Raw genomic sequence first — 13,731 nt, 5'->3', positions numbered from 1 at the left:
AATACTTTTAAAAATATGCTGTAAAAAGCCAAGGGCATTTTCTTCAAAGAGAGCAACAGTAAACAACAAACTTATTTAAGCTTAGCGTGTTATAGAACTAACGCTAGGTGGATTTAATCATTAAAGAACAAATTTATACCAATGAAAATATTAGGCATACAGGTGCTTCGTGGACCAAACATTTGGTCGATAAACAGAAAAAAGTTGATTCAGATGAGGCTGGATCTTGGGGAAATGGAGCAGAGGCCTACCAACCTTATCGATGGTTTTAGAGAACGTATTGAAAAATTGATCCCAACCTTGCAAACTCATCGATGCTCTAAGGGCGAACCTGGTGGTTTTTTAGCAAGGATTGAGGAAGGCACCTGGATGGGTCATGTAATTGAACATATTGCATTAGAAATTCAAACCCTGGCAGGTATGGACACTGGATTCGGAAGGACCCGACAAACCAAAACGGAAGGCATTTATAATGTCGTATTTAGTTACATTGAAGAAAAGGCAGGAATTTATGCTGCCGAAGCCTCTGTTCAAATTGCTGAAGCATTAATAAACAACCATGAATACGATCTGGAAACAGATATACAACGCATGCGTGAGCTTAGAGAAATGGAAAGACTGGGCCCAAGTACAGGCTCAATTGTAGACGAGGCAATCTCAAGAGATATCCCTTGGATAAGGTTAAATAAAAGCTCCTTAGTACAGTTGGGTTATGGCAAAAATCAGGTCCGTTTTCGAGCAACGATGACAGAAAAGACAAACAGTATAGCTGTTGATATTGCCGGCAATAAAGATGAAACTAAGAGACTGTTACAGGATTCTGCTATTCCAGTTGCTAAAGGAGTAACCATATCAGACATCGAGGACCTTCCCGATGCTATAAAAAAGGTAGGCTTCCCACTGGTATTTAAACCACTGGATGGAAATCATGGCAGAGGTGCCACTATAAATGTCAAAACTGTTGAGGCGGCCACTGAAGCTTTTGAATATGCTAAGAATTATTCAAGAAGAATAATCATTGAACGGTTTATTACCGGATACGATTTCAGGGTACTGGTAATTGATCATAAAATGGTTGCCGCTGCTCTGCGAGTTCCGGCACATATCACCGGCAACGGACAAGATACTGTTCAGCAATTGATAGACAAAGAAAATGAAGACCCACGAAGAGGTTATGGACATGAAAATGTCCTAACTGAAATTACGGTCGACAGGGATACCTTAGACTTACTGTCAAAAAAGGATTACACATTAGATTCTATACCTCCACAGGGTGAAACAGTTTATCTAAAATCAACGGCAAACTTAAGTACAGGTGGTACATCAATTGATGTTACAGATCTGGTTCATCCGCAAAACGTTTTTATTAGTGAGCGCATTTCAAGAATAATTGGCTTAGATATTTGTGGTATAGACATCATGGCCGAAAACTTAACCCAGCCACTTCCAGAAAACGGAGGGGTTGTTTTAGAAGTAAATGCAGCTCCTGGTTTCAGAATGCACCTTGCGCCTAGTGAGGGCTTACCAAGAAACGTAGCCGCTCCTGTTATTGACATGCTATATCCGCCAGGCAAGGACGCAAGGATTCCAATTATTGCGGTTACAGGAACCAATGGAAAAACTACCACTACAAGATTAATCGCTCATATTGTTAAAAGCAATGGAACCAGGGTTGGCTTTACAACATCAGATGGGATTTACGTGCAAAATACAAAACTCATGAAAGGCGATACAACTGGGCCAGTTAGTGCAGAGTTTATTTTAAGAGACCCTACTGTAGAATTTGCGGTATTAGAAACTGCCCGTGGAGGTATTTTGAGAGCCGGGCTAGGATTTAACAAGTGTGACATCGGTGTTGTTACCAATATTCAGGAGGATCACCTTGGAATATCAGACATCCATACACTAGATGATCTTTGCAGGGTAAAAGAAGTAGTAATCGGTGCGGTAAAACGAACCGGATGGAGTGTACTTAATGCAGATAACAAATATTGTATAAAAATCGCTAACAATGCAGATAGCAATGTCGCTTATTTTAGCATGGACGAGAAAAATCCCGTTATTAAAGAACATTGTAAAAAAGGCGGTATTGCCGCTATTTATGAGAACGGGTACATCACTATCAAGAAGGGCGACTGGAAAATAAGGGTAGAGAAGGTTACCCACATCCCATTGACTTTTGGTGGCAGCGTTGATTTTATGATCCAGAATGTCCTCGCAGCTACCCTTGCTACATTTTTATGGGGATATAAAATCGAAGATATCAGAATGTCGTTAGAAACATTTATACCTTCGGCAGCTCAAACACCGGGCAGAATGAATACCTTCAAATTTAAGGAGTTCAAGATCCTGGTTGATTTTGCTCATAACCCTGATGGCTTTAACGGAATAAAAGCCTACTTACAAAGCATTGAAGCAACCGAACATGTAGGAGTAATATCAGGCACTGGCGACAGGAGAGATGAAGACATAAAAGAGACTGCCCGAATTGCTGCACAAATGTTTGATAAAATCATTATCTGTCAGGAGAAATACCTAAGAGGTCGTGATCAACAAGAAATAATTAATCTGTTGATAGACGGAATCCATGAAATAAAGCCAAACATGGAAATCATTATCAATAATAATGGAAATGATTGCTTGAAATATATTATAGCAACTGCAAAATCAGGATCATATGTTACCATTTTAAGTGATACTATTGACAATGCTATTGTTAAAGTTTCTGAATATTTAGATAAAGAATTTGGTGTTTAAGAAAAGGCCACAAAACAAGAAGGGCGGGAAAATTTCCCGCCCTTCTTGTTTTGCTATAGCTTGCTAAGGATAATATATCCCAAATGCATTTCATCTTTTGGCATTCCCGAAGCCAAACTAATTTGCAGCTTATATTCTTGCTTAATACTCGTTGAAAGTATATCTTCAATTTCAAATACATCATCAACATCTACACCATATTTATCATCAATATGTGATGTAGCCCCCTCAAACCCTGTATGCTTATAAAATGCTGTTTCCTTTGCCCTTTTAATAGCTGTTACCTTTTCATCTGAAACGGTTAACATCTTATAATGCAGTTCATCAAATTCGCCCTCTTTATAGCCACCCAAATTTAAAAAGAACAGCTTCTTATTGGTCGACTCTTCCTCTTTGCCTACCACTTTTATCTGATATCCATCAACTTCGGTTACCTCACGCCAGGCATCAATATGTATTTTCCCATTTGCTTCGGGCCAAAAAGCAATAATTTCTTCTTTAAGATCTTTTAATGAATTACCTATTGCAAAAAAAACATCATGTTGTTCAGTGTGCCTTCCAGAAGGAGTACAACCCAACAACAACATAAATAATTTAGGTGATGCCATACTATGTTTTTATTAAAAACCCTATCTAAGTTCCTCAATCAATTGCTTACACCTTGCTTCTATCTCTAAAAACACAGGTTCAAAAAGATTGCTATCAAAATATGGATCCGTTACTTCATTTTCATCAGTTAAAAACAATTTAACTTTTTTACGTTGCTCTTCACTTGTAGCTAATCTCTGAACATCCTTTAAATTATTTCTATCCATTACAAGGATGCTATCAAATTCATCAAACATCTGTTTGTTAAAATGTTTAGCCCTTTGTTTAGAAATATCATATCCAAAGTTTTTCGCAACAGCAATACTTCTCCTATCAGCAGGCTGGTTAACATGCCAATCGCCTGTTCCTGCCGAAGCAACCTCCCAACCTAACCCTTCCTCGTTAATCAAATGCCTCATAACCCCTTCTGCCAACGGCGAACGACAAATATTACCCAGGCAAACCATTAAAATCTTCATTATTTATAAATATCATTAAGGATATTTGCCAAACAGATGCCTCCTTTTAACAGTTGATCATTCAACAAACCTACAAAGTCGAAGTTATATTTATAACTCAATTTATCCTCAGGCTTTGTGGTTTCGTAGATTTTATTGCAGGCTAAATAAGACCCGTAAACAAAATCTTTAAGAGAACTGTCTCTCCATACCCTCAATTGTTCATTATTAGGATAATTGATAGCAGCAGCATATTCAGTATAACTCAATTGCTGATATTCTATTAATGATTCATCCCACACCCTGTGTAGATTAGACTTCTCACCAAACCAGGTAACAAAAACTCTGTTGCCTCCTAAATCTTCTTTACGTGCTGTATGCATTGGCTGATTTAAATCGCCAACAAGATGTACAAGTAACCTCATTGCCAGCTTTTTTTGTTCTGGCGAACTTTGCTCGTTTTTCAGAACAGAAACCATTTCTGGAATCTTATTGTATACATTAGCCGCAGTATCTTTATCAAGAAAATCATATACCCCCTGCTTATCCAATCCTGCCGGTAAGTTTACAAAATGCCAGTTATAGAGATAATTATAAGAAGGGTCTGATTTAATAAAATCGCCCCAATTACTTGCCATTGCCAGGCTCTCATTACCTAAAATCTCTTTAATCCCTTTCTTTGCTCTTTTACTCAGGTGCGTTTCTGCAATCTGGCCTACTATTCTATGGCCAAGCATTCCCCATGCACCTGCACTCAACGGCATATAAGCTATTATAGAAAAAACTATAAACCCTTTAAAAATCTTACCTGCTATTTTCATATTTATCTATTTTTAATTGCACGCATTTACACTATAAGCTCTGCGGAGTACAAGTAATTTTTTCTACAAGTCTTAAATCAACCTCTCTTTGATTGTCTGTTCCTTCAAGCAATAATCTACCAGTATCCGCCAATTTAATTTTGAAGATTTTAATGTACTGCCCTATTTGGTAACATCCTGAAATCTTTTGCTTATAGTTAGCTTTCGTAAAAGTGCCAGTCAAAAAAACACTGTCAGATCTCACCTGATAAACGCCCTTGGCATATTCTTTCCATACCCCATTATTAAAACAGGAATCAGCATAGTAATTCGCTTTCGAATGAGTAATCATGTCTACGTAAAATGAGTCGCAGGTAAACTTAAATTTATGCTGTGTATAATTCAATAGCTGATTAGCATTTTGCACACTATCCTGATTCCAAACCCCTTGTAAAAGCGACGATCCCTCTCCCTGTACATTTGGCAGTCTCCTGCAAGAGAAGAATACACCCAGGAGCAATAACGCCAGAAACAATAATCTCCACATATATGGGTATTTGCTCATTACTTATTTTAAGCTTCCTACCATATCTTCCGGACGAACCCATTCATCAAATTGTTCTCCGGTAAGTAATCCTAATTCTATAGAAGCTTCACGTAAGGTTTTGTTTTCCTTATGTGCTTTCTTTGCAATTTTGGCTGCGTTTTCATATCCCACATGAGGATTCAAAGCGGTAACCAACATTAAAGAATTTTGTAAGTGCTTCTTAATTTCTGGCAGATTTGGCACAATTCCTTCAGCACATTTATCATTGAATGAAACGCAAGCATCACCAATTAATCTTCCCGATTGTAAAACATTGGCAGCGATAACAGGTTTAAACACGTTCAATTCAAAATGCCCATTGCTGCCTCCAATACCTACTGTTACATCATTACCCATTACCTGAGCGCAAACCATAGTCATAGCCTCTGGCTGTGTAGGATTAACTTTACCCGGCATAATAGATGAGCCCGGTTCATTGTCAGGAATAATGATCTCTCCAATTCCACAACGAGGCCCGGAACTTAACATTCTTACATCATTAGCAATCTTCATTAAAGAAACAGCAGTGCGCTTATATGCACCAGATAACTCAACCATTGCATCATGAGCGGCAAGAGCCTCAAATTTATTAGGTGCAGTTACAAAAGGAAGTCCTGTTAATTCTGCAATTTTCTTAGCAACCAGAACGTCATATCCTTTAGGAGTATTTAAGCCTGTTCCAACAGCTGTTCCGCCTAATGCCAACTCACCAATCATTACCAGAGCATTTTTTATTGCTCTTACACTGTTATCTATTTGTTGTACATATCCAGAAAATTCCTGACCTAATGTTAATGGCGTAGCATCCATAAAATGAGTACGTCCTGTTTTAACAATATCATTAAATTCAACTGCTTTTTTATGTAAAGTATTTCGTAATATTTCTAATCCTGGCAAAGTGATTTCAACAGCTTGTTTATAAGCTGCAATATGCATTGCTGTTGGATAAGTATCATTTGATGATTGAGATTTATTTACATCATCATTAGGGTGAAGTACTTTTTTATCATCACCCAATGCACCTCCATTTAAAACATGAGCACGATTTGCGATTACCTCATTCGCATTCATATTACTTTGAGTACCAGAACCTGTTTGCCAGATTACCAACGGGAACTGATCATCCAAGCTACCTGCAACAACTTCATCACATGCTTTTGCAATTAAATCAGCTTTTTCACTTGTTAAAACACCAAGCTCAGTATTAGCCAAAGCAGCTGCTTTTTTCAAATAACCAAATGCATGTATAACTTCCTTTGGCATTGAAGCCTCCGGACCAATCTTAAAGTTATTTCTTGAACGTTCAGTTTGAGCACCCCAATATTTATCAGCAGGTACTTGTACTTCACCCATCGTATCGTGTTCGATTCTAAAATTCATAGTATTCTAAGTTTTATATTCGCAAATCTAGGGTTTTTAAAATTTCTAAAGAGCCCTTTAGTGTCAGATGTTTAATACAACTTCAAAAAAAATTACAAATAAAATCTCACAGCTGCCCAAAACGTTTTTGATGAAGTAAAAAATAAGGGGTTGGGCCTGCTTTACACTCAAAAATCATTTTAAAAACATATAAAACGCATAATGTGTCTTATTACGCATAAAGCGTAAAAGTGCATTTAAATTTCTTTTATATTTAATTATAGAATAGATCAGTAAAAAAATTGAATGGAATCTGGCTTGGTGCCGGGTTTGGGAAATACACATTTTTCAGCCTATAATATAGTCGTTTTTGGATGCATGCTAATACCGGCCTTGTTCGGACTTCGTTCGACCAGAGTCGAATATGTAGCGAACCAAAATGGCGCCAGGCCCGAAGGAGCTGAACCTCCCAAAACTGCTCCAAAAAATATTGGATTTTGTTGGCTTTAATAATGATGTATTCGGTTGGTTTCTTTAATCTTTTCATTTTTATAAAGATGAATTTTTGGGCAAAGCATAGCCACATGTGCTCTTAATCTGCAATGTTTAAAACTCTTTTGCGTTAAAAGCATTAATATTCCTTAATTTTCGGGCGTTTAAACTGTACACACAATTCATGAGTTATCGTAATATTCTAGCAGTGGCATCAATGGCCGCCTTTTTATTTATTGCCTGTTCAAATTCCAGAAAAAGCACAAGCTTAAAAGAGCCAAGTAAGGAACGTACTGTTGAGGATGATAAGGCCGATAGTGTACTTTTATCCTACGACCCTTCAAAGGGTGATAAGTGGATAGCTGATTTTGTGCAGAATCTGCATAAAAAGTATGGTTTTAATGGAAACATGCTGGTTGCTAAGGATGGAAAAATCCTTTATGAAAAGGCAATCGGATGGGCAGATTATCTGCATCGCGATAGTCTTAAGATAAACTCTGAATTTGAACTCGCCTCAGTAACTAAAACTTTTACAGGTACTGCTATTATGCAGTTAGTTGAGCAAGGCAAACTCTCATTAGATGATGATGTAAAAAAGTTTTATCCTAACTTCCCTTACGATGGAATCAAAGTCAAACTGCTTCTTTCACACCGCAGTGGAATGATGAACTATGTCTATTTCATTGATGATATATGGCGTAAGGAAAAGCGCGACATGAAAAAAGGAGTATCCAATCAGGATGTGATGCAAGTTATCGCAGAGAAAAAACCAAATCCTTATGCCAAACCGGACAACCGTTTTCATTACAACAATTCCAACTACATGGTACTTGCCGCAATTATAGAAAAAGTTACAGGCAAACCGTATGCTGATTATATGATGGAAAACATCTTTAAGCCAGCCGGCATGAAACATACCCATGTCTATTCAACTACGGTTTACCCAAAAATACCGGTTGATGTTGTTGGACATGATCGCACATGGAGATATTCTGTTGCACAAAACTTTTTGGATGGACCAGTAGGCGATAAAGGAATTTACAGCACATTGCATGATCTTGTCCTATTCGACAAATCATTAAAAAATGGCCGATTACTGAAAAACTCAAGTCTTGACTCTGCATACAAAGGCCGCAACAAAGCAATTAATGGTCACTTTAATTATGGTTACGGATGGCGCATATTTGATGGAGATAACGGCCGCAAAGTGGTTTATCATACAGGATGGTGGCATGGGTTCAGACACATATATGTGCGCGACGTTCAGAAAAACATTGTCATTATATTTCTTGGCAATCTTACCAATGGCAGCTTGTTACATCTTGATGAGCTTTACAAATACCTTAAAACTCCAATAATACGCAAAGGCGCTTATTCAGGATCAGGGTCATTGCCGGGAAGCGATGAAGATTAATTACGATATTTTGTCAAACGCAATACCCCTGCTTCTTTTAGCGAGGTAAGTTCTTAACAGGCTATTTTGAGGATTCTCCAGATTAGGATCCTCAGAAAGGGTTTCTATTACAGTACTTCGTGCCTCCTGTAATATGAGTTGATCTTTAGCAAGATCGGCAAGCTTAAGCTCTAGTACACCACTCTGTTGTGTTCCCGAAATATCTCCAGGCCCCCTAAGCTGCAAATCTATTTCCGAAATCTCAAACCCATTATTGGTTTTTACCATCGTTTCTAAACGAAGTTTACCATCTGCACTTAACTTATTTCCTGACATCAGGATACAAAATGATTGCTCTGCACCTCTGCCCACTCTGCCCCGCAATTGATGAAGCTGTGAAAGTCCAAACCGCTCTGCATTTTCTATTACCATTACCGAAGCATTGGGAACGTTTACTCCAACCTCAATTACTGTGGTTGCAACCATAATCTGGGTTTTGTGATCAATGAAGCGTTGCATTTCATATTGCTTATCTGCATTAGTCATCTTTCCGTGCACTATGCTAATCTGATAATCCGGCAAAGGAAATTGATAACTAAGTTGCTCAATTCCTGCTTCGAGATGTAAAAGGTCTAATTTTTCGCTCTCCTTTATCAAAGGATAAACAATATACACCTGCCTGCCCTTCTTAATCTCCTCCTTCATAAACCCAAACATCCTCAATCGCTGCCCTTCATACAGATGCCTTGTTTCAATTGGTTTTCTTCCAACAGGCAATTCATCAATAACCGACACATCAAGGTCTCCATACAAGGTCATGGCCAAAGTACGAGGGATCGGTGTAGCAGTCATTACTAATATGTGAGGAGGAACAACGTTTTTTCTCCAAAGCTTTGCTCTCTGCTCTACACCAAACCGATGTTGCTCATCAATTACTACCAGACCCAAATTCTTAAACACAACCTTATCTTCAATTAAGGCATGAGTTCCAACCAGAATATCTATCTCGCCTGCTTCAAGTTCTTTATGAAGTTGCGTCCTTTGTTTCTTTGTACTACTCCCTGTAAGAATAGCTACTTTTACTAGCCGATCTTTTAACAAGTCAACAATAGATTGATAATGTTGACGGGCTAATATCTCAGTAGGAGCCATCATACAGGCTTGATAGCCATTATCATTTGCAAGCAGCATACTCATAAGGGCAACAGCCGTTTTCCCGCTCCCTACATCGCCCTGCACCAATCGGTTCATCTGAATTCCCCGTTGTGTATCCAGCCTTATCTCCTTTATTACTCTCTTTTGTGCACCCGTTAATTCAAATGGTAAAATTTCTTTATAAAAGGTATTTACTTTTTCGCCAACTACATCAAATAAATGCCCCTTAAACCTCATTTCGCGTAATTGTTTGTTATGAAGTAATTGAAGTTGAATAAAAAACAATTCTTCAAACTTCAACCTCCTTTCCGCAGCCTTCAAAGCCTTAACATCCTTAGGAAAATGAATATTTAACAGGGCCTCTTTCCTCCCAACCATTTGATACTTTTCCAGGATATACGGAGGAACTGTTTCCGTAATTTCCTTAAGATGCTGCTCTATTAATGAGGTTTGTAACTTTTGAATACCCTTACTATCAAGAAAAAACTTCTTTAGCTTCTCTGTAGAATGATATACCGGCTGTAGCATTAAGTTGCCGGTTATAGTTGCTGGCCGTGGATAATTTTCTAGCTCTGGATGCGAAATACTAAATGAGCCGTTAAATACAGTAGGCTTTCCAAACACTATGTAAACTTTACCTTTGACAACATTTTCATCAACCCATTTCAAACTCTGAAACCATACCAGCTCTATCGACCCGGTATCATCCGTAAGCCGTGCTACCAAACGTTTCTTATGTTTCTCTCCTATCTGCTCTTTACTTGTAATCCTCCCGAGTATCTGTACATAAGGAAGTTCAGGATCTAACTCGTTAATCTTATAGAATCTGGTTCTGTCAATATACCTAAAAGGATAAAAGTTTAAGAGATCTGCATAAGTAAAAATACCTAACTCTTTTTGAAAAAGTTCAGCCCGTTTAGGCCCAACGCCTTTAAGAAATTCTATAGTCGTATCTAAGGTAGAAACAAACAAGGTTTTAAATATTTTTTCTATTAAGTGTAAATATACCTTTTATTATACCCCAATTAAATACAATTACCGAAACTAATAACAACAAATAAGCCAATAGTTTGTGAGAGTCTATGTGCTCATTAAAATAGAAAATAGCGACAGCAAATGCAATAAGGGGATTTACATAGATAATTATCCCTAAGGTAGATGAAGGAATCCCTATCAAGGCGTACAAACTTAGGAACAATGGAATAATAGTAAATAGTACTGCAACTACAGTAATATTAGCCCAAAACCATATACTAGATGGAACAGGCTGATGTGTGCTAATGTATAGAGGCATCATCAAAATGACGGCAAGTCCAATTTGAGTTGCCAGAACGTTTAGTTTATCCAGATTCTTCATCTTACGCTGGATAATTAAATAAAAGGCATATAAGGTTGCAATAACAACCGACCACGCCACTTCAATAAAAGACCCTGTTGCCAGCAAGATGATACTAAACAAAGCTATAGCTAGAGACAGGAGTTTTAATCTTGACAGCTCTTCCTTTAAAAGGACGAATCCTCCAAATGCTGTGATTAATGGGCAAACCATATAGGCAAACGCGGCAGACTGTAGGCTAACATTATTTACCGCATATATGTAGGTATACCAGTTTGATGTTAAAAGGAACGTTGATGCAACTATCTGCAGAATAATTATGCTCCTCTCTTTTGAAGTTACTGAAGATATATAAGCTATATCACTTTTCAGGTATTTGCGTCTGAAAAGAAAAATAGCAATCCAAATAAAAATCAGGGAAGTAAAAATTCGATAATACAGGATCTCCTCAGAAGGGAATTCTTTAAGATTTCTTAACGGAATAGAAAAGAACCCCCATATCGCAAAGGATAAGATGCCGGCAAAAAAATACCTTAGATTTGATTTCGGCAAAACTTATGCTTTATAAGCAGTCATAGATATCTCAACATTCACTCCTTTTGGCAGGCCTTTTACTGCTACTGTTTCTCGTGCAGGAAAATCCTTATGAAAGAATGAACCGTATATTTCATTTACTTCGGCAAATAAAGCCATATCAGACAAAAAGATTGTCGTTTTAACAACATCTTCAAATCCATATGAAGCCTCTAGCAGAACAGCCTTAATGTTTCGCATAACCTGATGCGTTTCTTCGGCAACTGACGATTGTATCACCTCTCCTGATTCAGGGTTTATGGCAATCTGTCCAGATAAAAATAAAAAGCCATTAGCTATTACTGCCTGACTATACGGCCCAATTGGAGCCGGTGCATTTTTTGTGTTTATTATTTTATTCATTTCAGTAAAATCCAATCAATTAATTTCCATAAAATCCCTGCAACAAACACAATAATAGCTGTTGCATTAATGATATGCATTATTTTGATATTAATATTAGTAGGCCTGTTCGGGTCTTTTTTTCTAAAGAAATACATCTTACTCCAAATTTAGATAAAATAGTGCTAAATATAATTAGAAGAACATCTCCGCCTTGCAAAATTTATTGTAATAAAAAAGGGCTCCAGTATTTGGAGCCCTTTTAAGTATTGTTGTTAGAAATTCTTAGTTTCTAGCTGTTTCAACACGACGGTTTTGGATACGACCTTCTTCAGTATCGTTAGAAGCAATTGGATTAGCTTCGCCATAACCTTTAGTTACAACTTGACTAGCGTTAACACCAGAGTTAACTAAGTAAGTTTTAACAGAATTAGCTCTGTCTTTAGATAATTTCAAATTGTATGCAGCAGTACCTTCGCTTGAAGCGTAACCGTTAACAGCTACTTTACCACCGTTTTCACGCAATACTGAAGATAATTTATCTAAAGTAGGGTAAGCTTCAGTTTTTAAAACTGATGAGTTAAATTCAAATTGGATAGTTTCAAAACCAGTTACATTGCTAGCAGGAGCTGTTTCAGTCATTTTAGGTAGAGGACATCCTGAACCGTCAACAGCAGTACCTGCAGGAGTTCCTGGGCATTTGTCAAACTGATCAGAAACACCGTCACCATCAGAATCTTTTTTCAAACCTTCAACAGCTTGCTCAACATTAGCAACACGAGCTTTTAAAGCTTCAACTTCTTGACGTAATGAAGGATCTTTCAATTCATCATACATTAAAGCAAGTGGGTTAACCCAATCCAAGTTCGGTTTAGATTTAGAACCTAGAGAGAATTCTAAACCAGCATATCCGTAAGAGAATTTATCTTTGTTAGAAGCTCCGTTTGCGTAAGTTGCATCAAAGTTATCTCCATCAATGAAGTGCATAGTATAACCTAAGTTAAATGATACACGCTCAGAAACTTTGAATTTAACACCAGCACCAACTGGGATATAAGCTTCTTTTACATAAGTTTTAGCATCGTGTCTGTCATTAACATCACCTATAGCTTTATCTTTCCAGTCAACACCGTCAACTTTAGGAGCATAAGCGATTAAACCGTAACCAGCAGTAACGAAGAAGTTAACTGAGTTCTCACGACGTAAGAAATCAACAGTTGCAACGTTAACAACACCTCTGATGTCAGCAGCATAACCTATTTCAGTTTCAAATTCTTTTGGAGAAATTGTAGCATTTTGTCTTGATCCAGATACTTTTCCACGGAAAATGTTACCTTCTAAACCAAATGCATGACCTAATTGCTTTCTTAATGAGATACCGTAACCTAAGTTTACGTCCATCTTGTTGAAATCATTGGTACCACCGATAGCAACAAATGGTGACAAAACACCACCGTTGATCCCGAATGACCAAGATCTGTACTGACCTCTCCCACCAAATACCTTGGCTGAAGAAGAAGATCCAGTAGCATCCTGAGCGTTAGCAAGAGAGGTAACTCCCATTAACGCAACAAAAGAAACTGCTAGACTCTTTTTTAAAGTAGAATAATTCATAATTTTCTTTTTTAAGGTTAAACAAATTTTAATTGTATGTTTTTTTTGTGTAGCAAAATTAAACAAATTTTTAATTTCTCAAAACACTTGTACAAACTCTGTTCCAAATTTATTAAATACCGACAATTATGCAAACATAACAAGAATAGTATTTATGTTTTGTATTAAAAAAATGTCAATAAAAATGAATCCTGAATTCCATACAGCATTAAAAGTACAAAAACAGCGCCTACAGCCCTTAGAATCATGTTTACAATTAACAATTCTGAATCTGCTAT

The 13,731-nt window shown here is 37.3% G+C and carries 12 protein-coding genes; 2 read left to right on the top strand and 10 right to left on the bottom strand.

The genetic code is table 11. The features are described 5' to 3' along the window. Window positions 1-141: 141 nt before the first annotated feature. Window positions 142-2,757: a cyanophycin synthetase gene (gene cphA / locus CPT03_RS19585; protein WP_099440408.1), complete on the top strand. Its 2,616-nt coding sequence runs from the start codon at window positions 142-144 to the stop codon at window positions 2,755-2,757. Between the two features lie 53 nt (window positions 2,758-2,810). Here the strand turns inward: cphA and CPT03_RS19580 are convergent, their stop codons facing one another. The 5 genes from CPT03_RS19580 to fumC are packed head-to-tail and all read right to left on the bottom strand — an operon-like array spanning window position 2,811 to window position 6,569. After that, the gene (locus CPT03_RS19580; protein WP_099440407.1) at window positions 2,811-3,365 is read right to left on the bottom strand and encodes a DUF1543 domain-containing protein; all 555 of its coding nucleotides are present in this window, start codon (window positions 3,363-3,365) and stop codon (window positions 2,811-2,813) included. Window positions 3,366-3,386: 21 nt separating this feature from the next. Continuing rightward, window positions 3,387-3,824 (bottom strand): low molecular weight protein-tyrosine-phosphatase, encoded by a 438-nt coding sequence (locus tag CPT03_RS19575; RefSeq protein WP_099440406.1) that lies wholly within the window; start codon window positions 3,822-3,824, stop codon window positions 3,387-3,389. Beyond that, window positions 3,824-4,624: a S1/P1 nuclease gene (locus tag CPT03_RS19570; RefSeq protein ID WP_099440405.1), complete on the bottom strand. Its 801-nt coding sequence runs from the start codon at window positions 4,622-4,624 to the stop codon at window positions 3,824-3,826. Before CPT03_RS19570 ends, CPT03_RS19575 begins: the two co-directional genes overlap by 1 nt. Before the next feature lie 31 nt (window positions 4,625-4,655). Continuing rightward, window positions 4,656-5,168: a fumarate hydratase gene (locus tag CPT03_RS19565; RefSeq protein WP_245869900.1), complete on the bottom strand. Its 513-nt coding sequence runs from the start codon at window positions 5,166-5,168 to the stop codon at window positions 4,656-4,658. A gap of 3 nt (window positions 5,169-5,171) precedes the next feature. Then, the gene (fumC, locus tag CPT03_RS19560; RefSeq protein ID WP_099440403.1) at window positions 5,172-6,569 is read right to left on the bottom strand and encodes a class II fumarate hydratase; all 1,398 of its coding nucleotides are present in this window, start codon (window positions 6,567-6,569) and stop codon (window positions 5,172-5,174) included. A 655-nt stretch (window positions 6,570-7,224) separates the two neighbouring features. Between fumC and CPT03_RS19550 the strand changes: the two genes are divergently transcribed. Continuing rightward, window positions 7,225-8,454, top strand: a complete 1,230-nt coding sequence (locus CPT03_RS19550; RefSeq protein WP_099440401.1) for a serine hydrolase domain-containing protein — start codon at window positions 7,225-7,227, stop codon at window positions 8,452-8,454. Here the strand turns inward: CPT03_RS19550 and recG are convergent, their stop codons facing one another. The 5 genes from recG to CPT03_RS19530 form a co-directional block, all read right to left on the bottom strand. Continuing rightward, window positions 8,455-10,560, bottom strand: coding sequence for an ATP-dependent DNA helicase RecG (gene recG / locus CPT03_RS19545; protein ID WP_099440400.1), 2,106 nt, complete (start codon window positions 10,558-10,560; stop codon window positions 8,455-8,457). It abuts the gene before it with no gap. Between the two features lie 4 nt (window positions 10,561-10,564). Then, window positions 10,565-11,476, bottom strand: coding sequence for an EamA family transporter (locus CPT03_RS19540; protein ID WP_099440399.1), 912 nt, complete (start codon window positions 11,474-11,476; stop codon window positions 10,565-10,567). 3 nt (window positions 11,477-11,479) lie between these two features. Then, complete coding sequence (locus tag CPT03_RS19535; RefSeq protein WP_099440398.1) at window positions 11,480-11,860, bottom strand: RidA family protein; 381 nt, start codon at window positions 11,858-11,860, stop codon at window positions 11,480-11,482. Further along, entirely contained in the window at window positions 11,857-11,940 is an 84-nt protein-coding gene (locus CPT03_RS23305) for a hypothetical protein (RefSeq protein WP_317044347.1), read from the bottom strand. Before CPT03_RS23305 ends, CPT03_RS19535 begins: the two co-directional genes overlap by 4 nt. Window positions 11,941-12,124: 184 nt before the next feature. Then, window positions 12,125-13,453: an OmpA family protein gene (locus CPT03_RS19530; protein WP_099441195.1), complete on the bottom strand. Its 1,329-nt coding sequence runs from the start codon at window positions 13,451-13,453 to the stop codon at window positions 12,125-12,127. Window positions 13,454-13,731: the final 278 nt, after the last annotated feature.

Source organism: Pedobacter ginsengisoli, assembly GCF_002736205.1.
GTDB classification, from domain to species: Bacteria; Bacteroidota; Bacteroidia; order Sphingobacteriales; family Sphingobacteriaceae; genus Pedobacter; species Pedobacter ginsengisoli_A.
This window is presented reverse-complemented; position numbering and strand designations above follow the sequence as displayed.

What these genes read in the sequence shown, in the direction of transcription:
- fumC (WP_099440403.1), bottom strand. Translation starts at nt 6,569, where the DNA reads ATGAATTTTAGAATCGAACACGATACGATGGGTGAAGTACAAGTACCT.
- CPT03_RS19550 (WP_099440401.1), top strand. Translation starts at nt 7,225, where the DNA reads ATGAGTTATCGTAATATTCTAGCAGTGGCATCAATGGCCGCCTTTTTA.
- CPT03_RS19570 (WP_099440405.1), bottom strand. Translation starts at nt 4,624, where the DNA reads ATGAAAATAGCAGGTAAGATTTTTAAAGGGTTTATAGTTTTTTCTATA.
- CPT03_RS19530 (WP_099441195.1), bottom strand. Translation starts at nt 13,453, where the DNA reads ATGAATTATTCTACTTTAAAAAAGAGTCTAGCAGTTTCTTTTGTTGCG.
- CPT03_RS19565 (WP_245869900.1), bottom strand. Translation starts at nt 5,168, where the DNA reads ATGAGCAAATACCCATATATGTGGAGATTATTGTTTCTGGCGTTATTG.
- CPT03_RS19535 (WP_099440398.1), bottom strand. Translation starts at nt 11,860, where the DNA reads ATGAATAAAATAATAAACACAAAAAATGCACCGGCTCCAATTGGGCCG.
- CPT03_RS23305 (WP_317044347.1), bottom strand. Translation starts at nt 11,940, where the DNA reads ATGCATATCATTAATGCAACAGCTATTATTGTGTTTGTTGCAGGGATT.
- CPT03_RS19580 (WP_099440407.1), bottom strand. Translation starts at nt 3,365, where the DNA reads ATGGCATCACCTAAATTATTTATGTTGTTGTTGGGTTGTACTCCTTCT.
- CPT03_RS19575 (WP_099440406.1), bottom strand. Translation starts at nt 3,824, where the DNA reads ATGAAGATTTTAATGGTTTGCCTGGGTAATATTTGTCGTTCGCCGTTG.
- cphA (WP_099440408.1), top strand. Translation starts at nt 142, where the DNA reads ATGAAAATATTAGGCATACAGGTGCTTCGTGGACCAAACATTTGGTCG.